At 63.9% G+C, this 24,816-nt stretch carries 21 protein-coding genes, 1 tRNA gene and 1 pseudogene; 15 read left to right on the top strand and 8 right to left on the bottom strand.

Annotated elements, in window-relative coordinates; translation table 11 throughout:
* Positions 1-119: 119 nt before the first annotated feature.
* The 3 genes from ACVWY3_RS10885 to ACVWY3_RS10895 all read left to right on the top strand — a co-directional run bounded on the left by ACVWY3_RS10885 (position 120) and on the right by ACVWY3_RS10895 (position 5,216).
* The gene (locus tag ACVWY3_RS10885) at positions 120-2,153 is read left to right on the top strand and encodes an NAD(+) synthase (protein ID WP_456838430.1); all 2,034 of its coding nucleotides are present in this window, start codon (positions 120-122) and stop codon (positions 2,151-2,153) included.
* Positions 2,154-2,818: 665 nt separating this feature from the next.
* Positions 2,819-4,669 carry a dihydroxy-acid dehydratase gene (gene ilvD / locus ACVWY3_RS10890; protein WP_456838431.1) on the top strand — a complete coding sequence of 617 codons (1,851 nt, stop codon included), beginning with the start codon at positions 2,819-2,821 and terminating at the stop codon, positions 4,667-4,669.
* Positions 4,670-4,892: 223 nt separating this feature from the next.
* Positions 4,893-5,216, top strand: a complete 324-nt coding sequence (locus tag ACVWY3_RS10895) for a hypothetical protein (RefSeq protein WP_456843338.1) — start codon at positions 4,893-4,895, stop codon at positions 5,214-5,216.
* Positions 5,217-5,331: 115 nt separating this feature from the next.
* Here ACVWY3_RS10895 and ACVWY3_RS10900 read toward each other — a convergent pair whose 3' ends face one another.
* Positions 5,332-5,886, bottom strand: coding sequence for a hypothetical protein (locus tag ACVWY3_RS10900; RefSeq protein ID WP_456838432.1), 555 nt, complete (start codon positions 5,884-5,886; stop codon positions 5,332-5,334).
* Complete coding sequence (ligD, locus tag ACVWY3_RS10905; RefSeq protein ID WP_456838433.1) at positions 5,883-7,727, bottom strand: DNA ligase D; 1,845 nt, start codon at positions 7,725-7,727, stop codon at positions 5,883-5,885. Before ligD ends, ACVWY3_RS10900 begins: the two co-directional genes overlap by 4 nt.
* 495 nt (positions 7,728-8,222) lie before the next feature.
* Here ligD and ACVWY3_RS10910 point away from each other — a divergent pair.
* Together ACVWY3_RS10910 and ACVWY3_RS10915 are read left to right on the top strand one after the other, a co-directional pair.
* Positions 8,223-8,309, top strand: a tRNA-Ser gene (locus ACVWY3_RS10910).
* A gap of 1,227 nt (positions 8,310-9,536) precedes the next feature.
* Positions 9,537-9,887: a hypothetical protein gene (locus ACVWY3_RS10915; protein WP_456838434.1), complete on the top strand. Its 351-nt coding sequence runs from the start codon at positions 9,537-9,539 to the stop codon at positions 9,885-9,887.
* Positions 9,888-10,065: 178 nt separating this feature from the next.
* Here the strand turns inward: ACVWY3_RS10915 and ACVWY3_RS10920 are convergent, their stop codons facing one another.
* Together ACVWY3_RS10920 and ACVWY3_RS10925 are read right to left on the bottom strand one after the other, a co-directional pair.
* Positions 10,066-10,578 (bottom strand): NUDIX domain-containing protein, encoded by a 513-nt coding sequence (locus ACVWY3_RS10920; protein ID WP_456838435.1) that lies wholly within the window; start codon positions 10,576-10,578, stop codon positions 10,066-10,068.
* A 119-nt stretch (positions 10,579-10,697) separates the two neighbouring features.
* Positions 10,698-10,985, bottom strand: coding sequence for a DUF3551 domain-containing protein (locus tag ACVWY3_RS10925; RefSeq protein ID WP_456843339.1), 288 nt, complete (start codon positions 10,983-10,985; stop codon positions 10,698-10,700).
* 500 nt (positions 10,986-11,485) lie between these two features.
* Here ACVWY3_RS10925 and ACVWY3_RS10930 point away from each other — a divergent pair, with 500 nt between their 5' ends.
* Together ACVWY3_RS10930 and ACVWY3_RS10935 are read left to right on the top strand one after the other, a co-directional pair.
* The gene (locus ACVWY3_RS10930) at positions 11,486-11,677 is read left to right on the top strand and encodes a hypothetical protein (RefSeq protein ID WP_456838436.1); all 192 of its coding nucleotides are present in this window, start codon (positions 11,486-11,488) and stop codon (positions 11,675-11,677) included.
* 304 nt (positions 11,678-11,981) lie between these two features.
* A complete protein-coding gene (locus tag ACVWY3_RS10935; protein ID WP_456838437.1) occupies positions 11,982-12,302 on the top strand; it encodes a DUF1476 domain-containing protein in 321 nt (106 codons plus the stop codon).
* Positions 12,303-12,332: 30 nt separating this feature from the next.
* Here the strand turns inward: ACVWY3_RS10935 and ACVWY3_RS10940 are convergent, their stop codons facing one another.
* Positions 12,333-12,923: a TIGR00645 family protein gene (locus ACVWY3_RS10940; RefSeq protein ID WP_456838438.1), complete on the bottom strand. Its 591-nt coding sequence runs from the start codon at positions 12,921-12,923 to the stop codon at positions 12,333-12,335.
* Positions 12,924-13,082: 159 nt separating this feature from the next.
* Between ACVWY3_RS10940 and ACVWY3_RS10945 the strand changes: the two genes are divergently transcribed.
* Positions 13,083-13,373 (top strand): hypothetical protein, encoded by a 291-nt coding sequence (locus tag ACVWY3_RS10945; RefSeq protein WP_456838439.1) that lies wholly within the window; start codon positions 13,083-13,085, stop codon positions 13,371-13,373.
* Positions 13,374-13,408: 35 nt separating this feature from the next.
* Here the strand turns inward: ACVWY3_RS10945 and ACVWY3_RS10950 are convergent, their stop codons facing one another.
* Entirely contained in the window at positions 13,409-13,537 is a 129-nt protein-coding gene (locus ACVWY3_RS10950) for a hypothetical protein (protein ID WP_456838440.1), read from the bottom strand.
* Between the two features lie 807 nt (positions 13,538-14,344).
* Between ACVWY3_RS10950 and ACVWY3_RS10955 the strand changes: the two genes are divergently transcribed.
* Positions 14,345-15,271 (top strand): septal ring lytic transglycosylase RlpA family protein, encoded by a 927-nt coding sequence (locus tag ACVWY3_RS10955; protein ID WP_456838441.1) that lies wholly within the window; start codon positions 14,345-14,347, stop codon positions 15,269-15,271.
* Here the strand turns inward: ACVWY3_RS10955 and ACVWY3_RS10960 are convergent.
* A pseudogene (locus tag ACVWY3_RS10960) lies at positions 15,265-16,222 on the bottom strand (alpha/beta fold hydrolase). The gene ACVWY3_RS10955 and the pseudogene ACVWY3_RS10960 sit on opposite strands and share 7 nt — an antisense overlap.
* 153 nt (positions 16,223-16,375) lie before the next feature.
* On the opposite strand from ACVWY3_RS10960, the gene ACVWY3_RS10965 reads away from it, so the two are divergent.
* The 6 genes from ACVWY3_RS10965 to ACVWY3_RS10990 all read left to right on the top strand — a co-directional run bounded on the left by ACVWY3_RS10965 (position 16,376) and on the right by ACVWY3_RS10990 (position 23,089).
* The gene (locus tag ACVWY3_RS10965; RefSeq protein ID WP_456838442.1) at positions 16,376-17,638 is read left to right on the top strand and encodes a D-alanyl-D-alanine carboxypeptidase family protein; all 1,263 of its coding nucleotides are present in this window, start codon (positions 16,376-16,378) and stop codon (positions 17,636-17,638) included.
* Positions 17,639-17,640: 2 nt separating this feature from the next.
* On the top strand, positions 17,641-18,327 hold the full coding sequence (gene tmk, locus ACVWY3_RS10970) for a dTMP kinase (RefSeq protein WP_456838443.1): 687 nt from the start codon (positions 17,641-17,643) through the stop codon (positions 18,325-18,327).
* Positions 18,324-19,370 (top strand): DNA polymerase III subunit delta', encoded by a 1,047-nt coding sequence (locus ACVWY3_RS10975; protein ID WP_456838444.1) that lies wholly within the window; start codon positions 18,324-18,326, stop codon positions 19,368-19,370. Before tmk ends, ACVWY3_RS10975 begins: the two co-directional genes overlap by 4 nt.
* 109 nt (positions 19,371-19,479) lie before the next feature.
* Positions 19,480-21,489 (top strand): methionine--tRNA ligase, encoded by a 2,010-nt coding sequence (gene metG / locus ACVWY3_RS10980; RefSeq protein WP_456838445.1) that lies wholly within the window; start codon positions 19,480-19,482, stop codon positions 21,487-21,489.
* Between the two features lie 12 nt (positions 21,490-21,501).
* Positions 21,502-22,278: a TatD family hydrolase gene (locus ACVWY3_RS10985; RefSeq protein ID WP_456838446.1), complete on the top strand. Its 777-nt coding sequence runs from the start codon at positions 21,502-21,504 to the stop codon at positions 22,276-22,278.
* 13 nt (positions 22,279-22,291) lie between these two features.
* Positions 22,292-23,089, top strand: a complete 798-nt coding sequence (locus ACVWY3_RS10990; protein ID WP_456838447.1) for an MBL fold metallo-hydrolase — start codon at positions 22,292-22,294, stop codon at positions 23,087-23,089.
* Positions 23,090-23,163: 74 nt separating this feature from the next.
* Here ACVWY3_RS10990 and ACVWY3_RS10995 read toward each other — a convergent pair whose 3' ends face one another.
* A complete protein-coding gene (locus ACVWY3_RS10995) occupies positions 23,164-24,813 on the bottom strand; it encodes an acyl-CoA synthetase (protein ID WP_456838448.1) in 1,650 nt (549 codons plus the stop codon).
* Positions 24,814-24,816: the final 3 nt, after the last annotated feature.

The raw sequence follows: 24,816 nt of genomic DNA on the forward strand, positions 1-24,816 counted from the left end.
AGGCCGGTGCGCAAATCCGTTATGCATGATGGCTGATGGCCTGCACGGGGCCGGGTCGATGGGCTACATAGAGTTAAGGAGCCGTCGGCACCGGCCGCGACGGGATTTAAGGGTACGCGATGACATTCCATTCGATCTACGCCCACGGATTTGCGCGTGTGGCGGCCTGCGTCACGACCTCCCATGTCGCCGATCCCTCGGCCAACGCGAAGGCGGTGCTGGAGGCGGCGAATGCCTGCCACGAGCAGTCGGTGGCGGTTGCCGTGTTTCCGGAGCTGTGCCTGTCCGGCTACGCGATCGAGGATCTGGTCAAGCAGGATCCGCTGCTCGATGCGGTCGAGCGCGGGCTCGTAGCGATCGTCGAGGCCTCGTCGGAGCTGATGACCGTCCTGATCGTCGGCGCACCGCTGCGCTTCGGCAACCGCATCTACAATTGCGCCGTCGTCATTCACCGCGGCAACGTCCTCGGCGTCGTGCCGAAGAGCTATCTGCCGACCTACCGCGAATTCTACGAGGGGCGCCATTTCGCCTCCGGCACCGGCATCGTCGGCGAGACGATCACGTTCGGCGGGCTGCATGCACCGTTCGGCACCGACCTGTTGTTTGCGGCCGAGGACGTGCCGGGCCTCACCATTGGCGTCGAGATCTGCGAGGACATGTGGATCCCGGTGACGCCGGCCTCTGAGCTCGCGCTCGCCGGCGCGAGCGTGCTGATCAATCTGTCGGGCAGCCCGATCACGATCGGCCGGGCGCGCTCGCGTGCGCTGCTGTGTCAGTCGACCTCGGCACGCTGCCTTGCGGCTTACGTCTATTCGGCGGCCGGGGCAGGGGAATCCACCACGGATCTGGCCTGGGACGGCCAGACCTCGATCTACGAGAATGGCGTGCTGCTGGCCGAGGGCGAGCGGTTCCGCCAGGGCGGCCAGATCACCACGGCCGACGTCGATCTCGACCTGCTCAGGCAGGAACGCGCGCTGATGGGCACGTTCGACGACAATCGCCGCCAGCGCGAAGGTTTTTATCGCAGGATCACTTTTGCGCTGAAGCCGCCCGCGACAGACATCGGCTTCTTGCGCAGGATCGAGCGCTTTCCGTTCGTGCCGAGCGACGAGAGCCTGCTCGAGCAGGATTGCTACGAGGCCTACAACATCCAGGTCGCCGGCCTCGTGCAGCGCATGCGCGCCACCGGCACCAAGCGCGTCGTGATCGGCGTGTCCGGCGGCCTCGATTCGACGCACGCCTTGATCGTCGCCGCCAAGGCGGTCGATCTGCTCGGCCTGCCGCGCGAGAACATCCTGGCCTACACCATGCCGGGCTTTGCCACCGGCAGCGAGAGCAAGACCAACGCGCTGGCGCTGATGAAGGCGTTGCAGACGAGCTGGCAGGAGCTCGACATCCGCACCACCGCGACGCAGATGCTGAAGGACATCGGCCATCCCTTCGGCAAGGGCGAGAAGGTCTACGACATCACCTTCGAGAACGTGCAGGCGGGCTTGCGCACGGACTATCTGTTCCGCCTTGCCAACCATCACGGCGGCATCGTCATCGGCACCGGCGATCTCTCCGAGCTCGCGCTCGGCTGGTGCACCTACGGCGTCGGCGACCAGATGGCGCATTACAACGTCAATGCGGGGGTGCCGAAGACGCTGATCCAGCATCTGATCCGCTGGGTGATCGCCTCGAAGCAGTTCTCCGTTGACGTCAACCGGACGCTGGCCTCGATCCTCTCGGCGGAGATCTCGCCGGAGCTGGTTCCGGTCAAGCCCGGCGAGACACCGCAGAGCACGGAAGCCTCCGTCGGTCCCTATGAGCTGCAGGACTTCAACCTGTTCTACACGCTGCGGTTCGGCATGCGGCCGTCCAAGATCGCCTTCATGGCACAGCACGCCTGGAAGGATGTCGCCAAGGGCGAATGGCCGCCGGCTTTCCCGACCGACAAGCGCAGAGCCTATGATCTTCCCGAGATCAGGCGCTGGCTGGAGGTGTTTCTGCGCCGCTTCTTCGCCTTCAGCCAGTTCAAGCGCTCGGCGATGCCGAATGGCCCGAAGGTTTCGGCGGGCGGTTCATTGTCGCCGCGCGGCGACTGGCGTGCACCGTCGGATTCGAGTGCCGCGGCCTGGCTCGAAGATCTCGAGCGGAATGTGCCGAAATGATCTGATCGGGCAAATGTTGTCGGATAGGGCGGCCTGAGACGATTTCGCGCCGTACGGCCGATCAAGCCCGCGGCGCGAAATTGCATTCGTTGCTGAAAGTGCCGAGGTCCGGAGTGCCTAGGAGTCCGGACCTCGTTCACCTTGCCCCAGCCTTCAATCCCCGCCCCATGTGGTCCCCCAACCCCATGTTGCGCGATCAGAGGGTGATGCCCTTGGAAGTGGCCGCCGATCGATGCGCGCGATGTACGCGAGTTAAGGTTAGGATTCCATTCCGGATCACTACGGACACATGCATATGCGTTTCCGCAAAGCGATGCGCTCGTCTGCATTCGTTACGATTGCGGTTGCCCGAATCTGACGGCGTCGTCCCGGACAGGCGTAAGCGTATATAGGACCCATCATCACCGGCGGACGTGATTACGGCGACTCGGAGCTTTGCGCCACGATTACTCGATGTGCCTTGGGGCCCCCACCGGCGCGCTTTAAGGGCGCGCGTCCGGGACGACAGTCGAGGGCTCGCCAGAGCCCGCGTGGAGAGCAGGGGAGCCCTGCCGGGCCCAAGTTCCCGTTGCACCTGACCACCCCGTGCGCTATCCGGCCGGAAAGGCCTGCGGCAGCTCCATATTTTCGCGCTCAGGCAGCCAAACCCGAGGACGGAAACCGCCATGCCAGCCTATCGCTCCCGCACCACCACCCACGGCCGCAACATGGCGGGCGCCCGCGGCCTCTGGCGCGCGACGGGCATGAAGGACTCAGATTTCGGCAAGCCGATCATCGCGGTCGTCAACTCATTCACCCAGTTCGTGCCCGGCCACGTCCATCTCAAGGACCTCGGCCAGCTGGTCGCCCGCGAGATCGAGCAGGCGGGCGGCGTTGCAAAAGAGTTCAACACCATCGCCGTCGACGACGGCATCGCCATGGGCCATGACGGCATGCTCTATAGCCTGCCCTCGCGCGAGCTGATCGCCGACAGCGTCGAGTACATGGCCAACGCGCACTGCGCCGACGGCCTCGTCTGCATCTCCAACTGCGACAAGATCACGCCCGGCATGCTGATGGCGGCGCTACGGCTCAACATCCCCGCCGTGTTCGTCTCGGGCGGCCCGATGGAGGCCGGCAAGGTCAAGCTGCAGGGCAAGACCAAGGCCGTCGACCTCATCGACGCCATGGTCGCCGCCGCCGATTCCAAGGTCAGCGACGACGACGTCAAGGTGATCGAGCGTTCGGCGTGCCCGACCTGCGGTTCCTGCTCGGGCATGTTCACCGCCAATTCCATGAACTGCCTGACCGAGGCCCTGGGCCTGGCGCTGCCCGGCAACGGCTCGGTGGTCGCAACCCATGCCGACCGCAAGCGTCTGTTCGTCGAGGCCGGCCACACCATCGTCGACCTCGTCCGCCGCTATTACGAGCAGGACGATGCGTCGGTGTTGCCGCGCAACATCGCGAACTTCAAAGCGTTCGAGAACGCGATGACGCTCGACATCGCGATGGGCGGCTCGACCAACACCGTGCTGCATCTGCTTGCCGCCGCCCATGAAGGGCAGGTGGAGTTCACCATGCGCGACATTGACCGGCTGTCGCGCCGCGTGCCTGTGCTCTGCAAGGTCGCGCCGTCGGTCGCCGACGTGCATGTCGAGGACGTGCATCGCGCCGGCGGCATCATGGGCATTCTCGGCGAGCTCGACCGCGCCGGCCTGATCGACACCTCGGTCTCGACCGTGCACGCGCCGACCATGAACGATGCGCTGGAGCGCTGGGACATCAAGCGCTCCAAGAGCGAAGCGGTGCGCACCTTCTACCGCGCCTCGCCCGGCGGCATCCCGACCCAGGTCGCCTTCAGCCAGGAGCGCCGCTACGACGAGCTCGATACCGATCGCGAGAAGGGCGTCGTGCGCGATCTCGAGCACGCCTTCAGCAAGGACGGCGGTCTCGCCGTGCTCTACGGCAACCTGGCGCAGGACGGCTGCATCGTGAAGACCGCGGGCGTCGACGCCTCGATCCTGAAATTCTCCGGCCCCGCGCGCGTATTCGAAAGTCAGGACGCGGCGGTGGAGGGCATCCTGGGCGGCAAGGTCGTTGCCGGTGAGGTCGTCGTGGTGCGCTATGAAGGCCCGCGCGGCGGCCCCGGCATGCAGGAGATGCTGTATCCCACCAGCTATCTGAAATCGATGGGCCTCGGCAAAGCCTGCGCACTCGTCACCGATGGCCGCTTCTCCGGCGGCTCGTCGGGCCTGTCGATCGGGCACCTCTCGCCGGAAGCCGCCGAAGGCGGCAATATCGGCCTCGTGCGTGACGGCGACCGCATCGCGATCGACATTCCGAACCGCAGCATCAGCCTCGAGGTTTCCGACGAGGAGCTGGCGAAGCGCCGCGCGGCGGAAGAAGCGAAGGGTGATGCCGCCTGGCAGCCGACGAATCGCAAGCGTAACGTCTCCACCGCGCTCCAGGCCTATGCCGCACTCACCACCAGCGCCGCGCGCGGCGCGGTGCGCGAGGTGAAGCGTCGCGCGAAGTGAGCATCGCGCGGCTCGTGCGGCGCGCGCATAGTCAACAAGTTCTGAACGGCCGGCGAATGCCGGCCGTTCGCATTAAGGATGCTCCGACGAACTTCGGCAGCCCGGGATTTTGCGGCGTATACTGCGCGCGACCTTTCGCAAATCCATTTTGGGCAACTGGGGCACCACCACAATGTCTCGCACTCTCGCTGTTGTTTTCTCCACGGCCGTCGCCGCGACGTCGATGACGGGCGCAGCTTCCGCCGGCTGCTACAATTGCTATGCGCCGCCGCCGTGTCAGACCTGCTATCAGCAGCAATACGTCGCGCCGCAATACCGCACCGTCGACGAGACCGTGATGGTGTCGCCGGGCGCCGTCGTCGCGCATCGCACGCCGGCGCAGTACCGCACCGTGATGGTGCCGCAGACCGTGATGGTCGCGCCCCCGGGCGTCCAGTACGAGCGCATCCCGCCGCAATATGCGACGCGCCAGCGCGTCGAGATGGTCTCGCCCGGCTACTCCTATTACGCCCCGGTGCAGATGGGCTGCGCGTCCTGCGGCTACTGAGCCGCGGCAGCAATCAGGAATCTTGATGCGGCGCTCCCTAGCGGGGCGCCGTGTTTTCTTGTTTGAAAGGCATGATCGGTGGCTGGCGTCCTGCGGGATAACTCCGCTGTTCGACCTAGCCGTAATCCACTGCGACGACGCGTCCATCCAGCACCCCGTAGCTTTCGCGTTTGTACTCGGCCGGTATGATGCCGGCGTCCGGTTCTGCGTTCCCCAGCACGAGCGAATGGAGCGGTTGACCAGGCTCTCCCTGGTGCCAGTTGCCCGCCAGAGCATCGAAATTCGCTTCGACATAGCCTTGGCCGCGAGTCACGAACGCCCGATAGTCAAAGCTTTGCCATTCGGCATCGGTAAGCATCCGCGCCCGCGGCATCACCACGAGGAGTCCTCCGGCAAAGTGGAATCGGACGGGGCAGAGCTCGGGCCAGCCTTCGGCAGCAAAACGCGCTTCCTGCATATTGCTCAAGAGGCCGCGCAGAAGGAAATCCCACCACCAGCGCCAACTTGCCCAGGTCCATCGACCAGGGAGCTTGAAGACGTGGCGACGCGTGAGAATGACGGTCCGGACGGCCCCAAGCTTCGCAATGGGCACGGGCAGCCGCAGCGTGTGCCTCGGTGTGTCGCCTAACCGGCGACGGCTCGCTTGCAAGAAGTGTTCGTTGCTCGTCATGTTCGCCTTCGTCGCTTCATCGAGCTCTTGCTATTCGCGCTGGCGCGGAACGGATGCTCCATCGTGAAGGCGTCCGGCCTGATCCCTTGTTCGATGCGGGCCCAGCTGACGGGTGCGGCAATGGGAGATCCTTCCCGGACGCGGGTCGAATAGGTGCCCACGGCAGTGGTTCCGCGGCCGTTGCGCAGATAGTCGAGGAAGATGCGGTCACTGCGGTTCGCTTGCGCCGACAGGATATAGCGAGCGGGATCGCGCGCGGCGAAATCCGAGACGAGTGCCCGGGCAATATGATGTGCGCGGTCGTGCAGCATCGGCTCGTCGAGAGGCGCCATTAAATGGATGCCTTTGCCACCGGTGAGCTTGGGCCAGGTGGTGAAGCCCTCGCGCTTCATCATCGTGCGCAGCTCAAGCGCGGTCTCAGTCACGGCCTCCCACTCCACGCCCTTTCCGGGATCGAGGTCGATCACGATGCGGTCGGCATGCTCGATATCGGCAACGGTCGAATTCCACGGGTGCAATTCCACTGCGCCGATCTCGACAAGGCCAAGGAAGCCATCGAGGCTATCGACCCACAGGCGCGTGCCTTCGCCGCCCTCGCGCTTTCTGATGCGCAGCTGGTGCACCGCCGCCGGGATGTCCCTCGGAAGTGGACCCTTGTGGTAGAACGTCGTGCCGTGCACATGACGCACCAGCTTGAGCGGGCGATGGCCGAGATGGGGCAGTGCCTTCTGCCAGACCCGCTTCCAGTACTCCGCCAGATCTTCCTTGGACGGCACAACGGCATCGGGCAGCAGTTGCAGGATGTTTTCCTTGGGGACGCCCAGCTTGCGACGCGCTACCGGCCGCACCAGTCGTGGCGCCCTGACCTTGGCCGGCGCAAGATCATCGCGCAGTCCCTTGAAGACCGCTTCGCGCAGCAGGCCATCGTCGGTCAGCGCGCCAAATTCGACCTCGGCTTCGACGCTTGGCTCGACCCAGGTTGCCTTCGGCTTCTTTATCGGGACGTCGAGCGGGGATCCTGGCCGGATCAGCGGATCGAGCCGTTCGCGCAATTCGCGCGCGCTTATCTCTGTGTAACCGGTGCGCACCTTGCCGGCGTAGAGCAGCTTGCCGTTCTCGCGTCGGCCGACATAGAGCGAGGCGATCTTGCGCGGATGCGCGCCGAGTTTTTCGACAAATGCGACGATCGGGAAAGTCTCGCTCTTCTTGCATTTCAGTTTGAGCCAGGTCTCCTGTCGCCCGGAGCGGTAGGGCGCTTCCATCCGTTTGGCGACCAGTCCTTCCAGGCCGAGCCTGCACGCATGCCGAAAGATCTCCTCGCCGTCGGCGGTGACGTGCTCGACATAGATGAACGTCTCCGGAGCAGTCCTGAGCAATCGCTCCAGCAGACGCTTGCGCTCGACATAGGCCACCCCCCGCAAGTCGTAGCCGTCGAGGTACAGCAGATCGAACGCATGGTAGCGGACGCGGTCGCTCTTCTTCGCGCCCAACTCGCGCCTGAGTTGTTGGAAATCGGGCAGCCGGCCGCCGCCGTAAACGACGGCCTCGCCGTCGATGATCGCGCTCTTCGTTTTCAGCTTGGCGGCCGCAGCCACGATCGATGAGAACTGTTCGCTCCAGTCGAGTCCCGTGCGCGAAAAGGCTTTGGCCTCTCCAGCATAGACGTGCAGCTGCGCGCGGTACCCGTCGGCCTTGATTTCATACGCCCAACCGTCATCGCGCGGCGGACTCTCGCGCAGCGTGGGGTCGCAGGGCTCAATGTAACCTGAAATAGCAGCTCGAATGGCGCCGCCGACGCGGGATATTCCCGAACGAGACTGACGCAACGCCACAGCACACATGCGGGACTCAACGCTGCCGGGGCGATTCGTTCCCGGCGTGCTGCCGCGTTGCTGCTGATCGGGTCCGGTGGAAGCCGCAGGTCCCGCGAACCCACGCGCCAGCTCGCCGAGATGGTCTCGCCTGGCTATTCCGATTACGCCCCGGTGCAGATGGGCTGCGTATCCTGCGGCTATTTGAGCCGAGGCAACAATCGGGAATTCCAAGCGGCGCTCCCTCGGGGCGCCGCGTTGCTTTTGGGCGCAGCAAACGAGGCCCGGAAACGGAGACGACTCCAAACCGGGCCTCGCAACCAGCGACGCCCTGGGAGATGTCGCCAGTGTCCGGGATTGCTGAGCGGCCGGCCTGTCTCGGCGGCCGGCGCGTTGCGCAAGGCTAGAGGAACAGCCTGACGCTCGCCTGACAGCTGACTGGGTGAGGAGGGACTCGAGGCGAGGGCGCCAACTTCGCGTTGCCTTGCGCCACCGACTGCGTTAAGCGACAGCCGTTCCGGGCTTGGAAGGGTGGCCGAGTGGTTTAAGGCACCGGTCTTGAAAACCGGCGTACCCGCAAGGGTACCGTGGGTTCGAATCCCACCCCTTCCGCTCCCTGCTAGTCCATCAGTGTCTAAATGCACGTCCATCTATGACCAGCTAAAGCATTGTGATGTGAAGCGAAACTTCAGTTTCGTGTCGCTCAATGCTTAAGCGTGTCCAGCAGCATCCAAGTCAGCGACGTGGGCGAGGACGTGGGTTTAGGCGGTCACTTTTGGAGTATGGCACATGGGAACCTCACAGCATTGAAGGTCAAAAACGCAAAGCGTGGAGAGAAACCGATGGGTTGAGACCCGACGTCGACAAGAACGAACGCGAGTTGGATTTGCAGTGCTGGACAGAGCAGGGCGCATCAGTGGCCTCGTCAGCGCCGATCTTTGGCGTGACAATGTTCGATTGTCCGATCTCGAGCCGCGGTTCGTCTGCCAGGGCCGCAGCTCTCGGGCGCCGACGTCCGACCCGACTTCGAGCGGGGTAACAGCCGGCTGGCCATCATTGGTCACCGATCTCGATGGGGCCTGGAGGCCTCAATTGTGAGACGACCCTTAGTGTTAGAGGTCGATCTTTAGCTTCACCATCGCAAAGGCAAACAGCCCTTCGAAACTCGCGAAGGCAGCAACGATCAAGGCAGTGGTAAAAATTTGATTCATGGTGGGTCTTCCCCCAACGCGCACTGACCCTAAAGATTTATGGTTAACGAAACCTTGCCCCTCCCAGGGCAGGGCAATCGCATATGAAGTTCACGAGGATTGTGTGCGGGCTTGCTCCGCCTCTCCCGCTTGCCTTGCGGGATAGGCCGACGCGCTCGCAGAGCGCGGCGGGCGAGGGCTCTTTCCTCTGGGGGATTATCCCGTTGCGGAGACACCCTCTCCCCAACCCTCTCCCGCAAGCAAGCGGGAGAGGGAGCCCAGTGCCGATGCCGCCGCATCGTGCAAGCCATATGCGATTGCCGTGCCCCCAGGGGGCCCGCCAGCGTGAACCGGTGGGCCCGATAACTTTGAGCTCCCTCAAGGCCAACGGCCTTCTTCGGAACGTTGCCGGCGCCCGTTTGGGCACGAATTTCTGCTGGCTTGTCAGTCCTGAAGAAATGGGTTTGGCGATTGATCGCGGCGCCAATTCGGGAAAGGGCGTCTAATGACGATGCGAACCACCGAGATGACCCATGTCTGCGAATGCGGGCATAAGGGCCACGTGGGAGTGGATGAACATGACAAAATTGAGCCGCTTGCGGCGCAGCGCTCCACTGCTTGAGTTGCAAGGGACTTGGAGTAGGTGATTATGAAATGTCATTTATCCACTTCAGCGCTCATCGTTTTGGCGCTGATCTTCACCGGCAATTGCGCAGCCGCATTCAAGTATAAGTACGTTGGCGACCGTAGTGCCGGGTACGACAACAAGATCAACGGCGGCAAAGGCTGCTTCATGGGTGATTGCAGCAAACGGAAAGAGCGGCTCAATGCTCGGCGGCCTGCTATTAGCTGCTCTTCTCGTGCCGATTCTTGCCGCAGGAAGAACAGCCTCAATCCAAACATGGCTTCACGATGTGAGCCCGCGCGCCTGGCTTGCCTCAAAACCGGTACTTTCGTCACGCTATCCGGTGAAAAAAGAACCGTTGATCTGAAGGAATGATCGAGGCGGCTTAGCAGGAGGTTGCCGGTCGTTTTCGGATGTTATCCTGCAACTGAAAGCACCGCGGGAGAAGGGCAGGGACTAAAGCGAGCGATTTCAGGTGTCGCACGGTCGCGCATCACCGTGGCGAGCTCAATCTTGTTGGGTACCTACGGCTTTGTTGCGAACTACAAGGGTTTCAAGGAAGGGGTTCGTTGAGATGTGCGGCGACGCAAGAGAGTTCGCAGTCGACGTTTGCGCCCCCTTCATCAAAAAAGCCGGCGTACCCAGAGCCTCCCAGAAATGCCTTCAAGGCAACCAAGGTCAGTGGCGTCATCTCCGAACGAAATTTGTCCAGTTCTGTTGGATGGACGAGGACCAGCTTGCCTTCGCTCACGACCAGATCTGAGCTCGGAATATTGCGGGCCACAAAGACTTCACCACAGAGACGCTTTGCGATTTTCTCGGGATCGGCGCCGTGCAAACTGACGAAGAACTCAAAGTCGGCAGCAGATCCCTTGTAGCCGATCTCCTCGGCTACTTCCCTCACAATGCATTCGAGAGGACTTTCGGCCGGCTCCCGACGTCCGCCGAACAGGGCGATCTTGCCGGGATGGACGATTCCAGGAACGTCGTCCCTGAGCTGAAGCAACAAACGGCCTGCCGCGTCGATGAGAATTGCGGCCGCGAAATCTCGAACTTCCTGCTTCAAAGGTAACGGTCCCTTATCATACTGACCAGCGCACTCCTTGAATGTTGTGTTCAGGTTCGCGGGCTCTATCGTGGCTGCTAGGCTCATAGGCTATCGGAGGCTCTCTTTGAGCCGTTGGCCTAGTAGGGATACCATTGACCGCGATACCCGCCGCCCGCGAAGGCGTGGCGCGGGTTTATACCGCAATAGGCGTTCGTACCTGATGCAGTTGCCGTGCACTGCTCGTAGGTTGCGAATTGGCAATTGCCCGGATAGCCCCATATCCGCCCCTGCAAGCAGTAGAGATCACCTGGGCCGCTCTGGGCAATGTAGCCTTGGCGATATTGCCGTGCGGTCGTCGGCGAGATCGAACCCGCCGACACCAGAATAGAGCCAGCTGATACAATCGTGAGAAGCAGACGAGTCATCTTCATGTTCACCTCCTGATTTGCCTCTCGCCAAACGAGTTTGAGCGGCGCCTTTTGATCATGTCCACGGTGTCGGAGCTCACTCCTTGTTGCAGAATGTCTCGGTTCTCCGTTGCGAGAAAGCAGGCGACCTGCTTGTCGGCGGTCGGCAGGCAACCGTCAGGCGAGACGCGGGAAGGCAAGCGCCGCAAGACCGGCGATGCGCGCAACATCGCAACGGATTTTCCGAAGTTGGCAGAATGCCACTGTTTTGCCCGACGTGTCAAACGGCTTTCCGTGGCATGCGAAGAAACGCATTGCGCCAGCACGGCTCTGCTACTGTGCATGGGGTTGTTTTCGAATTTTTTCGAGTGTCCTTGGTCGGCCGCGGCGGATGGGCATCGAGTCCAGCTCAGTTTTCTACCGGTAAGGCGCTGAACAAACGGACGTTTCGGTCTGACTAAGGCGACGCCGCTTGGCTGCCTCGTGGAACCCTTTCGCCGCGTCTGCGTTGTCTCGCCATGACTGAAGACCTTTCCTATCGACGCAAACCCCTGACCCCCGAACAGCGCCAGGCGCGCGATGCGGCGCGCCGGATCGAGGCCGAAAAGGCCATGCGCGATCATGAAGCGGCGCAGAAGGCGTTTTACGCCAACAAGGAACGGCTCAAGGCCGAACGTCTCGCGCGCGAGGCCGAAGCCGGGAAGGCTTGAGGGGCCTCAAGGCGCCGAAACAGCTCTCGCAGAGATCTTGCGACCGCCGCTGACCTCGGTGCCGGCTGGATGCTCGCGCGAGGGTAGCGCTGCCTGCTCCAGGCACATCCGTTCAAGCCGTCCAAACTCCCGGTGCACGCGCTGACGCAGCCGGACGACTCGCATTGGGCGCACATCGGCGGGCTTGACGGCGTTTGGCTTCCGCCGGAAGCTTCACACGATCCTGAACTGACGTGAACCCACGGAGACGATTGCTCCCAGCCAGTTTCGATCCTCTTTCAGCGAAAACGAGATGGAGCTGACCATGACCACGTTCGACAAGCGCGAGCAGGGCTTTGAAGCCAAATTCGCCCACGACGAGGAGCTCATGTTCAAGGCCGCGGCGCGGTCCAACAAGCTGCTCGGGCTCTGGGCCGCAGGCCAGCTCGGGCTCAGCGGCGATGCGGCTTCGAACTATGCGACCGCGCTGGTGACGGATAGTCTGGAGAGTCAGACGATCGACCAGGTCGTGGGCAAGGTCTCGGCCGATCTCGCCGCCAAAGGCGTGGCGCGCGAGCAGGTCGCGGCCAAGCTGCAGGAATGCCTGCACCAGGCGCTCGCGCAGCTCGAAGCGGACCGGCAATAAGGCCGGCCTTGGTCTCTCGGGCTTGGTGTCTCACTCGGCGTGCCCACGCATGCCGGAATCGCTGAGCCTGTCGACATAGGCGATGCCGAGCGCCGAGACGATGAAGGTGATGTGGATCAGCACCTGCCACATCACGCCGGTCTCGGTGAAGCCGGCGCGGCTGGAGCCGAGATTGCCGGCCTCGATGAAGGTGCGCAGCAGCGCGATCGAGGAGATGCCGATGATGGCCATGGCGAGCTTGATCTTGAGGACGCTCGCATTGACGTGGCCGAGCCATTCCGGCTCGTCGGGATGGCCCTGGAGGTCGAGCCGCGAGACGAAGGTTTCGTAGCCGCCGACGATCACCATCACCAGCAGGTTGGAGATCATCACGACGTCGATGAGCGCGAGCACGCTCATCATGATCTCCTGCTCGGTGAGGTCGAGCGCGTGCCAGGACAGATGCCAGAGCTCCTTCAGGAACAGCGCGATGTAGACGCACTGCGCCACGATCAGCCCGAGATAGAGCGGCAGTTGCAGCCAGCGTGAACCGAAGATGATCATCGGCAGGATGCCGAGACGGGGCGCCGGCAGGCGGGACTGCGAATGTGGGCCAGTGTTGGGCTGAGGCTCAACCGACATTCAGGCAGCATCCTCGCGAGCGAAACGATCTTGCATTCATGTACCCCGGCAAGATGGCCGGCGGAAGACACGAGGCGCGCTCTGCCGTTCGCGGACCGTGACGTCTCGTGTTAGCCTGCCGGCCGCCGCAGCACGGCGGCGTGGATGGGGGAGGCGGGCGTGTCCTGGAACGGGTTCGGCAAAGCGTTGGGCGGGATCGCGCTTGCGGCTGTGATCCTCGTTGGCGCCGGCGGCGCGGATGTCGCGGCAACGCCGCTGACGCCGTTTCGCTACGAGGCGCAGGCGCAGCGCCATTGCCCGCACGACCAGGTGGTGTGGCTCGATTTCCGCAAGGGCGTCTACTACGGCAAGGGCCAGAAGCGCTACGGCCAGGGTTTCGATGGCAGCTTCGTCTGCCGGAGCGAGGCCCGCGACAGCTTCTATCGCCGCTCGCTGCTCGGCCTGCGCTGAGCGGCCCGTGATTCGGAAGGTTCGGCTGACGCCGGCTACTTCTGGTTCGGCAGCTTCACCGGCACGTGCGGGGAGGAGCTGATGGTCCGGGGGCTGCCGTCAGGGTAAATGCGGTCGCCGCGGATCAGGGCTTCCAGAACAAGAAAGAATTTCTCTGCAAGCATTTGCGTCACCCTCGTTGGTGATGGCCTCTTGAAGTTAAGTCGAGGCAGCGCGCCTAGGAATTCAATCAACTAAACGGGAGCAGGGCAAAGGCGGGCAGCAGCGCATGCTGCGTCGCGGTGTGGTCGTGGCCTGGAAAAACCGAAACGGCCGGTCGCGCTCAGCCGAAGGCAAGGGCCACGAGGCTTGAGCAGAGAAGGATCAGGCCACCGGCAGTCAGCGCCAGGAAGCCATCCGATACGAGGTCATGATTGCGCATGGGACACCTGCCACTCTCGTTTTCGATGCTCGGTCGGATTGATTAAAAATGTCCGAACGTGCCGCTGTGAAAGAGGTGATGCTTTCCGACCGCGCGAGTGCCTCAGGCCCTCGTGCGGTAACCTTCAAACGCATGGGCCAGGAAGATCCCCGCGCTTACCAGACCCATCAGTGCCGAAACCGTCTCGATCATCGTTAAATTCCAATTCGCCCCTGCGGCCTGAGAAGACGCGTGCGGCCTTGCACAGTCAAAAGAATTCCAGGGTGGCGCGCGACAATGGGGGTGGGGTGAGGTTTTGGCGCAACAGCATGTCCAGCCGTGGCACAGCGCCGGGCGTCCCGCGGTCCGTAGATCAACGGGGAGAAGCGAACGCCCCGTTTACCATTCCGCTGTGATCGCTGTGGGCTCCCCATTTCCGCCGTGTTCGGGTTGCGTTATCCTTACTGCTTCCGACGCGGTGGTGGGCCGCTTCGGATTTGAAGGACCGGACAGCGCTCCCCGTAGCCAAAGCGGGTTGGGTAGGCCTCCGGCGAAGTGGTATTTGGGGCACATGGGGATCCGACGGTCAGATTCGGTTTTGCGGGCCGCGCGCGGTGTTGCGGCGGTCGCAACCTGCCTCGCGCTCGCCAATTGCGCCTCGCCCAACAAGTTCGCCAGCCGTGTCGATCCCAAATATGGCGTGTCCTCGAGCCCGCGCGTCGTGGCCTGGGGCGACCCGGTCCCGAAGGGCGGCGGCACCTACCGCATCGGCAAGCCCTATGTTGTCGCAGGCAGGACCTACGTGCCGGAGGAGGATGCCAACTACCGCGCCGAGGGCATGGCATCCTGGTACGGCGATGATTTCCATGGCCGCCTGACCGCCAACGGCGAAGTGTTCGACATGGGCTCGCTGACCGCGGCGCATCCGACCCTGCCGATGCCGTCCTATGCGCGGGTGACCAATCTGTCGAACGGCAAGTCGCTGATCGTCCGCGTCAACGACCGCGGGCCCTACCACGGCAACCGGCTCATCGACGTCTCGAACAAGGCCGCCGAACTGCTTGAATTCAAAGGCAATGGCGTCGCCAAGGTCCGCGTCGAATATGTCGGCCGGGCGCCGCTCGAAGGCTCCGACGACCGCCAGCTGATGGCGACCCTGCGCACCGGCATTCCGGCGCCGTCGCCCTCGATGGTGCGGGTTGCGTCCGCAAGGCCGTTCATGCCGGAATTGCCGTCGTCGACCCGCGGTGCTGTTCGCGGAGATGTCCCGATGCCGGAGGGACGGCCCTACAATCTCGGCAGCACCTCCGCCGACATGGCCTCGCTCAATGCGACCTCGGAGATGTCGGCCTCGAGCCGCAGCCGCGGCCGGGCGCTCCAGAACGCGCGCGCGGTCTCCTATGACGAGAACGGCCGCTACGCGAGCGAGAGCGCTGCCGATACGTCGGAGGGCGCTGCCGAGGCCCGCAGCATCCTGAGCGGCCGCGGCCTCTACTGAGCCGCGCTCTCCTTCAAGAACTTCACCAGCGCTTCGTTGACCTCGTCGGGGCGCTCCTGCTGCACCCAGTGGCCCGCGCCGTCGATGATCAGCTTGCGCTGAAGATTGGGCAGCACGCGCTCGAGTTCGTTGACGCGCTTGGCGCCGATCAGGCCGGTGATGACGGCGTCCTTCGCGCCGGCAATGAAGAGCGAGGGTTGGCGGATTTGAGCATCCTGCCAGGGCGCCGTCAGATCCCAATTGCGGTCGAGGTTGCGATACCAGTTCAGCCCGCCGCGGAAGCCCGATTTGCGGAAGCTCTCGGTAAAGGTGGCGAGATCGGCCTCGCTGAGCCAGCCCGGCAGCGGCTCCTCGCCGCTCGCGTGGCCGAGGAAGCCCTTGCTCTCCTGCACGAACATCGCCGCGCTGCGATCGGTAAGGCCGCGGCCGCCGAGCACGGTGCGCATGGTGCGAGCGACGTCGCGCTCGAACTCGGCCTCGGCGACGCCAGGCGTCTGGAAATATTGCCAGTAGAAATTGGTAATGCCACCCTGGCGCAATAGATCGAGTGGCCTGCCGCGGCCGCGGAACGGCGGCGGCACGCTCAGGCCTGCCACCGCCGTGAAGATGTCGGCCCGGAACAGCGCCGCATGCCAGGCGACCGGCGCTCCCCAGTCGTGGCCGACCACCATCGCCCCTGGTCTCGCCCAGTGCCTGCACGAGGCCGACGACGTCGCCGACGAGGTCGAAAATGGAATAGGCGCCGATCTCGGCCGGGGCTGTGCTTTCTCCGTAGCCGCGCATGTCGGGGGCGACGACGTGAAAGCCGGCGGCTGCCAGCGCCGGGATCTGATGGCGCCAGGAATAAGAGAGTTCCGGCCAGCCATGGCACAGCACCACCAGCGGACCCTGGCCGGCCTCGCGGATGAAAAGGTCGATCCCGTTGGCCTTGATCACGCGGGTGGAGGACATCGCTTTTCCGCCTTGTTTCAGGGGTTTGGTCGCCAAACATGAGGTGGCACGATAGGGGCGTGGGGCGAATCGTGCAAACTCGGGGGCTGGCGCGAAGCCGCGTGTTGTTCGCGCCGGTTCCAACTGTTAGAACGCCGCTCTCAGGGCTTGGCCATGGCATTTCGTCTCATTTCGCTCCGTCGCAGCCGGCGCACCGCCGGAGCGCTGGCGCGTGGGCTGATCGCGACAGTTTTGGCGGCGAGCGTGGGCTGGGGCGGCATGCTCCACGCCGCCAACCAGAGCGTCCAGGGCGCCAAGAAGACGGAAGAGGCCGGCTTCGACGGCGATGCCCCAACCGCGATCCTGATCGAAGCCTCCAGCGGCAGCGTGCTGTTCGAGAAGAATGCCGACGAGCTGCGCGCGCCCTCCAGCATGATGAAGCTGATGACGGCGGAAGTCGTCTTCAACGCGATCAAGAAGGGCGACGTGAAGCTGACCGACGAATACCGGATCAGCGAGAATGCCTGGCGCAAGGGCGGGGCGCCCTCCGGCGGCTCGACCATGTTCGCCGCGATCAACAGCAAGGTCTCGGTCGACGATCTTCTGCACGGCGCGATCATCCAGAGCGGCAACGACGCCTGCATCGCGCTCGCCGAAGGCATCGCCGGCAACGAGAAGATCTTTGCCGCCGACTTCATGACCAAGCGCGCCCGCGAGCTCGGCATGACCAGATCGACCTTCGGCAACTCCAACGGTCTGCCTGACCCCAGCAACAAGATGACCGTGCGCGAGCTCGGGGTCCTCGCTCGTCACATCATCCTGGACTTCCCCGAATTCTACAAATTGTTCGGCGAGAAGGAGTTCACCTGGAACAAGATCCGCCAGCCCAACCGCAATCCGCTGCTCAATTCGATGGAAGGCGCCGACGGCCTCAAGACCGGCTACACCAAGGAAGGCGGCTACGGCATGGTCGGCTCTGCCGTGCAGAACGGCACGCGGCTGATCGTCGTCGTCAACGGGCTGGAAGACCCCGAAGATCGCGCCACCGAAGCCAAGAAGATGCTGGAATGGGGCTTTCGCAATTTCGAGACTCGGACGCTGATCGCGGCCGATCAGCCGGTCGGCTACGCAAAGGTGTTCGGCGGCGAGAGCCGCTCGGTCAAGCTGGTGGCCAAGACGCCGGTGAAGGTGATGGTGCACAAGAACGGCAGCGACAAGCTGATCGCGCGCATCGTCTATAGCGGCCCGGTACGCGCGCCCGTGCAGGAAGGCCAGCGGGTCGGCGTGGTCAGGGTCTGGCGCAGCGGCAACATCGCGGTGGAAACGCCGGTCTATGCGGCGGAAGCGATCGGCACCGGCTCGACCATGCGCCGCGCCATCGATGGTGCCAGCGAGCTGGTGATCGGCATGTTCCGCGCAGGCGCCGAGAAGCTCTGATCATGAGTGAGAGCGCGGTCAAGCGGCCGTCCGGACGCGGACGCTTCATCACCTTTGAAGGCGGCGAGGGGACGGGCAAGTCGACCCAGATCAAGAAGCTCGCCGACCGCCTCAAGGCGGCGAGAATGCGGATTCTGGTCACGCGCGAGCCGGGCGGCTCGCCGGGCGCCGAGATCATGCGCCATCTGGTGCTGTCGGGGATCGGCAAGCTGCTCGGACCCGAGGCCGAAACGCTGCTGTTTGCCGCCGCCCGCGACGACCATGTCCGCACCGTGATCGAGCCCGCGCTGAACCAGGGCGCCTGGGTGCTGTGCGATCGCTTCGCCGACTCGACGCGCGCATATCAGGGTAGCCTCGGCCGCGTTCCGCCCGAGCTGATCAACGCGATGGAGCGGGTCACGATCGGCGATCTCAAGCCGGACCTCACCATCATCCTCGATTTGCCGGTCGAGATCGGCCTCGAACGCGCCGCCGCGCGCCGCGGCAGCGGCACGCCCGACCGGTTCGAGGGCGAGAAGCTCGCTTTCCATCAAGGCCTGCGCGAGGCCTATCGCAAGATCGCCGCGGATGAGCCCGGACGCTGCGTGCTGATCGACGCCAACTCAGACCCCGATACGGTCGCTGCAAGAGTCTGGAGCGCGGTCCGCGAACGCCTCCTTCCCACGCCGGCCTCGGTGATCTCGGCATGAGCCCGCGCCAGGCCGAGCGCGACACGGCTATTCCGCATCCGCGCGAGACATCGAGGCTGTTCGGCCATCGCGAGGCCGAAGTGGCGCTGCTGACGGCCTATCGCAGCGGGCGCATCCCGCACGCCTGGCTGATCGGGGGACCGCTGGGCATCGGCAAGGCGACGCTGGCCTATCGCATGGCGCGCTTCGTGCTCGCGCACGGCCAGCCGCTGGCGCCTTCCGTGCAGCGCGCCGAGGATCTCGCGATCGATCCTGATGACCCCGTGGCGCGCCAGGTCGCCGCGAGCTCGCATGGCGGCCTGCTGACGCTGGAGCGCACCGCCAACGATCGCGGCGTGATGCGCACCGTGATCACCGTCGACGAGACGCGGGAGACCATCGGCTTCTTTGGCTCGACCGCGGCGGCCGAAGGCTGGCGCGTCTGCATCGTCGACACCGTCGACGAACTCAATCCGAATGCCGCCAACGCGCTTCTGAAAATCCTGGAGGAGCCGCCGCAGCAATCGCTGTTCCTGCTGGTGAGCCACGCGCCGGCGCGCGTGCTTGCCACGATCCAGTCGCGGTGCCGCAAGCTGCGTCTGCGGCCGCTCGCCACCGATGACGTGATCGGCGCAGCGGCGCTCGCGGCTGACCTCGATCCGAGCGATCCGGCGCTGCGCGACGCGTCGGAGGCGTCGGAGGGCAGCGTTGCGCGCGCGCTGACGCTGCTCGGCGGCGACGCGCTCAAGCTTCAGCAGCGCACTGCGGCACTGCTTGCGCGCCTGCCGCAGGTCGATCCGCGCGAATTGCACACGCTCGGCGACTCCCTCGGCACCAGCGACCGTGTTGCGCTCGCGGCCTTCGTCGATGGCATCGATCGCTGGATCGCGGAACGCCTGCATGCGGACGAGGCCAATGCCAACCAGAACCTGCCGCGCCTTGCGCGCCTAGCTGAGGTATGGGAAAAGATCGTCCGCGCCGCGCGCGACACCGAAACCTACAATCTGGAGCGCAAGCCCCTTGTTTTCTCGGTGTTCGGCTGGCTGGCGGACGCAACGCGCTAGAGCATGATCCGGAAAAGTGCGGAGCGGTTCTCCGGAAGGATCATGCTCAAGACAATGATCGATCGCAGGTTTGTTTCCAGATTTTGAGAAGCCGGTAAAGGAATTCGTCGTGGCAACGCGAGCTAAGAAAACCGCCAAGAACAAGAGCAGCAAGACGGCTGCCAAGAAAGCCACGAAGAAGGCTGCGAAGGCGCTTGCGCGCAAGGCTGCCAAGAAGACCAAGAAGGCTGCCGCCAAAAAGGGTGTGAAGAAAACGGCGAAGAAGGCCGGAAAGAAAGCTGCGAAGAAGCACGCCGTCGCCAAGAAGACAGTGAAGAAGGCGACCAAAAAGCCAGCCAAAGAGCCGGCCAAAGAACCAGCCAAGTCCGCGACAACAAGCAAGGCGCCGGCGAAGAAGGTGAGCAAGACGGCCGGGATGACCGCTCCTGTCGCGACGGCCGCACCGGCTCCCGTCGCCGCGCCGCCGAAGGCAGTGAAGCCCAAGGTGTCGAAACCCAAGACATCGACGCCTAAGGCCCCGCCTGCGCCGAAACCCATTGCCGCTCCGCGGGCTGCCGCGCCCGCGATAGCTGCTGCGCGCGACAATGCCTTCTATATTACGACCGCGATCGCTTATCCCAATGGCCAACCGCATATCGGGCACGCCTATGAGGCGATCGCCACCGACGTGCTGGCCCGCTTTGCCCGGCTGGACGGCAAGGACGTGTTCTTCCTGACCGGCACCGACGAGCACGGCCTGAAGATGGTCCAGACCGCGCAGAGCGAAGGTATGACACCGGCCGCGCTCGCGACCCGCAACGCTGACCGCTTCAAGCAGATGGACGAACGGCTGAACGTGTCGTTCGACCGCTTCATCCGCACCACCGAGGAGCAGCACCATCGCTCGAGCCAGGAGATCTGGCGCCGCATGGAGGCGAACGGCGACATCTATGCCGACACCTATTCCGGCTGGTACTCGGTGCGTGATGAGGCCTATTACGCCGAGGAGGAGACGCGCCTGAACGACGACGGCGTGCGGCTCGGGCCCCAAGGCACGCCGGTCGAGTGGGTCGAGGAGAAGAGCTACTTCTTCCGGCTGTCCGCCTATCAGGATAAGCTGCTGAAGCTCTACACGGAGAATCCTGATTTCATCGGCCCGGATGCACGCCGCAACGAGGTGGTGAGCTTCGTCAGGAGCGGCCTGCGCGATCTCTCGATCTCGCGCACGACCTTCGACTGGGGTGTCAAGGTGCCCAGCGACGAAGAGCACGTGATGTATGTCTGGGTCGATGCGCTCACCAACTACATCACCGGCGTCGGCTTCCCGGACGAGAGCGACAAGAACTGGCGCTACTGGCCGGCCGACGTGCACATCATCGGCAAGGACATCATCCGCTTCCATGCGGTGTACTGGCCGGCTTTCCTGATGTCGGCCGGCATCTCGCTGCCGAAGCGGGTCTATGCCCACGGCTTCCTGTTCAACAGGGGCGAGAAGATGTCGAAGTCGGTCGGCAACGTCGTCGATCCCTTCAATCTCGCCGACCAATATGGCGTCGATCAGATGCGCTATTTCTTCCTGCGCGAGGTTCCGTTCGGACAGGACGGCAACTACAACCATGAAGCCATCGTCGCGCGCATCAATGCCGATCTCGCCAACGATCTCGGCAACCTTGCCCAGCGCTCGCTGTCGATGATCGCCAAGCAGCTCGGCGGCGTGCTGCCGGAGCCCGGCGAGTTCAGCGACAACGACAAGGCGATCCTGGCGATGGCGGATGGCATGGTCGCGGCCAGCCGCGAAGCGATGGCGACGCAGCAGATCCATCAATGGCTCAATACGGTGTGGGCGGTCGTCGCCGAGGCCAACCGCTATTTCGCGGGCGAGGCGCCGTGGGCACTCGCCAAGACCGATCCCGCGCGGCAGAAGACGGTGCTCTATGTCACCGCCGAAGTCGTGCGCCAGATTGCGATCCTGGCGCAGCCGGCGATGCCGACAGCGTCGAGCTTGCTGCTCGACAGCCTCGGCATCCCCGCAGACGAGCGCAACTTTGCCATGCTCGGCGGCGACAAGCGGATCTCGCCCGGCTCGACGCTCCCCGCACCGACACCGGCATTCCCGCGCTATATCGAGCCTGCGGCCTGAGGCGCTGGTTTGATGTTGGTCGACAGCCATTGTCATCTGGATTTTCCCGACTTTGCGGAAGATCTCGACGGGATCGTATCGCGTGCGCATGCGGCCGGAATCGGCCGCATGGTCACGATCTCGACGCGGGTGAAGAAGCTCGACCAGCTGCTTGCCATCGCCGAGCGGTTCGACGACGTCTACTGCTCGGTCGGCACTCATCCGCACAATGCGGATGAGGAGGACGGCATCACGCCGGACGAGTTGATCGCGCTGACGCAGCATCCCAAGGTCATCGCGCTCGGCGAGGCCGGGCTGGACTATTTCTACGACAACGGCTCGCCGGAGGCGCAGGCGAGGGGCTTTCGCGCCCACATCGCCGCGGCCCGTGCCACCGGCCTGCCGCTGGTGATCCATACCCGCGAGGCGGATGAGGATTGCGCCCGCATCCTGGAGGAGGAGGCGGCCAAGGGATCGTTTCCTGCCGTGCTGCATTGTTACACCGGCGGACGCGAGCTGGCGCTGAAGGCGGTGTCGCTCGGGCTCTATATCGGCTTCACCGGCATCCTGACCTTCAAGAAGTCGGAAGCCCTGCGCGCGCTCGCGGCTGAACTACCGTCGGACCGTATTCTGGTTGAAACAGACTCGCCCTATCTTGCGCCCGGCAAGTTCCGGGGCAAACGCAACGAGCCGGCCTACGTGGTCGAGGTTGCCAAGGTACTCGCCGAGACGCGCGGCGTTTCGCTCGATGAGATCTCGCGCCAGACCACGGACAATTTCTTCCGCCTGTTCTCCAAGGTGAAAGCGTAGGATTGGGAGCCGCATGACGCTGACGCTGACGATCCTGGGTTGCGGCTCCTCCGCCGGCGTGCCGCGCCCGGCGCTCGGCTGGGGCGCCTGCGATCCCAGCAATCCCAAGAACCGCCGCCGACGTTGCTCGCTGCTGGTCGAGCAGGCCGGCGAGCATGGCACCACGCGGATCGTCATCGACACCTCGCCTGACCTGCGCGAACAGCTCATCGACGCCAATGTCGATCACATCGATGCGGTCTTCCTGACCCACGAGCACGCCGATCAGACCCACGGCATGGACGATCTGCGCTCGGTCGTGCTGCATATGCGCAAGCGAATTCCGACCTATTTCAATCAGTCGACCGCGAAAGACATCATGGCGCGGTTCTCCTATTGCTTCATCTCGCCGGAGGGCAGCGACTATCCGCCGATCCTGACGCGGCATTCCATCGAGGCCGGCGAGAGCCAGACCATCTTGGGGAAGGGCGGCGCGGTGAAGATAACGGCCTTCCTGGTGCAGCACGGCCAGATCCCGGCGCTCGGCTACCGCATCGGTAACGCGGCCTACACGCCAGATCTCAATGACATCCCGCGCGAGAGCTGGGGGACCCTGGAAAATCTCGATCTCTGGATCGTCGACGGCCTGCGCTATACGGGCCATCCCAGCCATTTCAGCATCAACGATGCATTGTCCTGGATCGAACGCTTCAAGCCGAAGCACGCCGTCATCACCAACATGACCGCCGATGTCGATTACGAGGTCATCAGGCAGTCGCTACCTGCGGGCGTGGTGCCGGCCTATGACGGCATGCGGCTGGAGACGCACTGAAGTCAGCGGATCGCTCGGGCAGAGGCAATCGCTGCGCAAACGCAGTCTGTGTTTCTTGCTGAAACGTGGTGAACTCAGGCCGAGATCGCCTTTGCCGATCCCACCTCGTTCCGCAGCAGGAATTTCTGGATCTTGCCCGTGGAGGTCTTCGGGATCGGGCCGAAAACGACGGCCTTCGGCGTCTTGAATCCGCTCAAATGCGCTCGGCAGAACGCGATGATGTCGGCTTCGGTCGCGCTCGCGCCGTCCTTCAGCTCGATGAAGGCGCAAGGCACTTCGCCCCATTTCGGGTCGGGCTTGGCGACCACGGCGGCAAACAACACGGCTGGGTGCTTGTAGAGGACGTCCTCGACCTCGACGGACGAAACGTTCTCGCCGCCGGAGATGATGATGTCCTTGGAACGGTCTTTGATGGTGACGTAACCGTGCTCATCGAGCACGCCGAGATCGCCGGTGTGAAACCAGCCGCCTTCGAAAGCTTCCTTTGTCGCCTTCTCGTTTTTCAGGTAACCCTTCATCACGATGTTGCCGCGGAACATGACCTCGCCGATGGTCTCGCCGTCGCGCGGCACCTCCTGCATCGTCTGCGGATCGATGACAGTGACGGCTTCCTCGAGCGGGTAGGGAACGCCCTGGCGCCGCTTCATGCGGGCGCGCTCGGCGGCGGGAAGCACGTCCCAGCCGGGCTGCTCGGCGCAGACGGAGGCGGGGCCGTAGACCTCGGTCAGGCCGTAGACGTGCGTGAGCTTGATGCCGATGTTTTCCGCGCCTTCGAGCACGGCGACAGGCGGCGCAGCGCCGGCGATCAGGCCGACGACGCGGCGCGCGGCATTGCCCTTGGGCGCATCGGGCGCGTTGATCAGCGTGTTGTAGACGATCGGTGCGCCGCACATGTGGGTGACGCCGTGCTGCCTGATCAGCTCGAAGATTTTTGTCGGCTCGACCTTGCGCAGGCAGACATTGATGCCGGCAGCCGCGGCGATGGTCCAGGGAAAGCACCAGCCGTTGCAGTGGAACATCGGCAGCGTCCAGAGATAGACCGGATGTTGGCCGAGATTGCCGGCGAGGATGTTACTCACGGCGTTGAGATAGGCGCCGCGATGGTGGGTGACGACGCCTTTGGGATTGCCCGTCGTGCCCGAGGTGTAGCTCAGCGCGATGGCATTCCATTCGTCGCTCGGCGCGACCACCGTGAAGCTCGGATCGCCTTGCGCGACGGCGGCCTCATATTCGATCGCGCCGATGCGCTTGCCGCCCTTGAATGCGGCATCGTCGACGTCGATCACGAGCGGCTTCGGTCCGCTCATTTGCGCCAGCGCATCGCTGATCACGCCGGAAAATTCGGGATCGACCAGGATGATCCTGGCGCCGCCGTGATCGAGCTGGAACGCGATCGAGGGCGCATCGAGACGGATGTTGAGCGCGTTGAGCACGGCGCCGGTCATCGGCACGGCAAAGTGCGCCTCGTTCATCGCCGGGATGTTCGGCAGCATCGCCGCGACGGTATCGCCGACGCCGATGCCCTTGCCGGCGAGATAGGAGGCAAAGCGCTTGCAGCGCTCGAAGGTCTGCGCCCAGGTGAAGCTGCGGCCCTCATGGACCGTGCTGACGTGATCGGGATAGACGGCGGCGCTGCGCGCAAGGAAGCTGAGCGGGCTCAGCGGCACGTAGTTGGCAGGGGTCTTGTCGAGGCCGATATCGTACTGGTTCTGCCGCTCACTCATCGA

The organism is Bradyrhizobium sp. USDA 4486, assembly GCF_054057995.1.

Bases quoted from the DNA above. Each gene is read 5' to 3' on its own strand.
- ACVWY3_RS10990 (WP_456838447.1), top strand. From the start codon at position 22,292: ATGACGCTGACGCTGACGATCCTGGGTTGCGGCTCCTCCGCCGGCGTG.
- ACVWY3_RS10885 (WP_456838430.1), top strand. From the start codon at position 120: ATGACATTCCATTCGATCTACGCCCACGGATTTGCGCGTGTGGCGGCC.
- ACVWY3_RS10930 (WP_456838436.1), top strand. From the start codon at position 11,486: ATGACTGAAGACCTTTCCTATCGACGCAAACCCCTGACCCCCGAACAG.
- ACVWY3_RS10985 (WP_456838446.1), top strand. From the start codon at position 21,502: ATGTTGGTCGACAGCCATTGTCATCTGGATTTTCCCGACTTTGCGGAA.
- ligD (WP_456838433.1), bottom strand. From the start codon at position 7,727: ATGTGTGCTGTGGCGTTGCGTCAGTCTCGTTCGGGAATATCCCGCGTC.
- ACVWY3_RS10915 (WP_456838434.1), top strand. From the start codon at position 9,537: ATGAAATGTCATTTATCCACTTCAGCGCTCATCGTTTTGGCGCTGATC.
- tmk (WP_456838443.1), top strand. From the start codon at position 17,641: ATGAGTGAGAGCGCGGTCAAGCGGCCGTCCGGACGCGGACGCTTCATC.
- ACVWY3_RS10925 (WP_456843339.1), bottom strand. From the start codon at position 10,985: ATGACTCGTCTGCTTCTCACGATTGTATCAGCTGGCTCTATTCTGGTG.
- ilvD (WP_456838431.1), top strand. From the start codon at position 2,819: ATGCCAGCCTATCGCTCCCGCACCACCACCCACGGCCGCAACATGGCG.
- ACVWY3_RS10975 (WP_456838444.1), top strand. From the start codon at position 18,324: ATGAGCCCGCGCCAGGCCGAGCGCGACACGGCTATTCCGCATCCGCGC.
- ACVWY3_RS10965 (WP_456838442.1), top strand. From the start codon at position 16,376: ATGGCATTTCGTCTCATTTCGCTCCGTCGCAGCCGGCGCACCGCCGGA.
- ACVWY3_RS10900 (WP_456838432.1), bottom strand. From the start codon at position 5,886: ATGACGAGCAACGAACACTTCTTGCAAGCGAGCCGTCGCCGGTTAGGC.
- ACVWY3_RS10995 (WP_456838448.1), bottom strand. From the start codon at position 24,813: ATGAGTGAGCGGCAGAACCAGTACGATATCGGCCTCGACAAGACCCCT.
- ACVWY3_RS10955 (WP_456838441.1), top strand. From the start codon at position 14,345: ATGGGGATCCGACGGTCAGATTCGGTTTTGCGGGCCGCGCGCGGTGTT.
- ACVWY3_RS10895 (WP_456843338.1), top strand. From the start codon at position 4,893: ATGACGGGCGCAGCTTCCGCCGGCTGCTACAATTGCTATGCGCCGCCG.
- ACVWY3_RS10940 (WP_456838438.1), bottom strand. From the start codon at position 12,923: ATGTCGGTTGAGCCTCAGCCCAACACTGGCCCACATTCGCAGTCCCGC.
- ACVWY3_RS10935 (WP_456838437.1), top strand. From the start codon at position 11,982: ATGACCACGTTCGACAAGCGCGAGCAGGGCTTTGAAGCCAAATTCGCC.
- ACVWY3_RS10950 (WP_456838440.1), bottom strand. From the start codon at position 13,537: ATGCTTGCAGAGAAATTCTTTCTTGTTCTGGAAGCCCTGATCCGCGGC.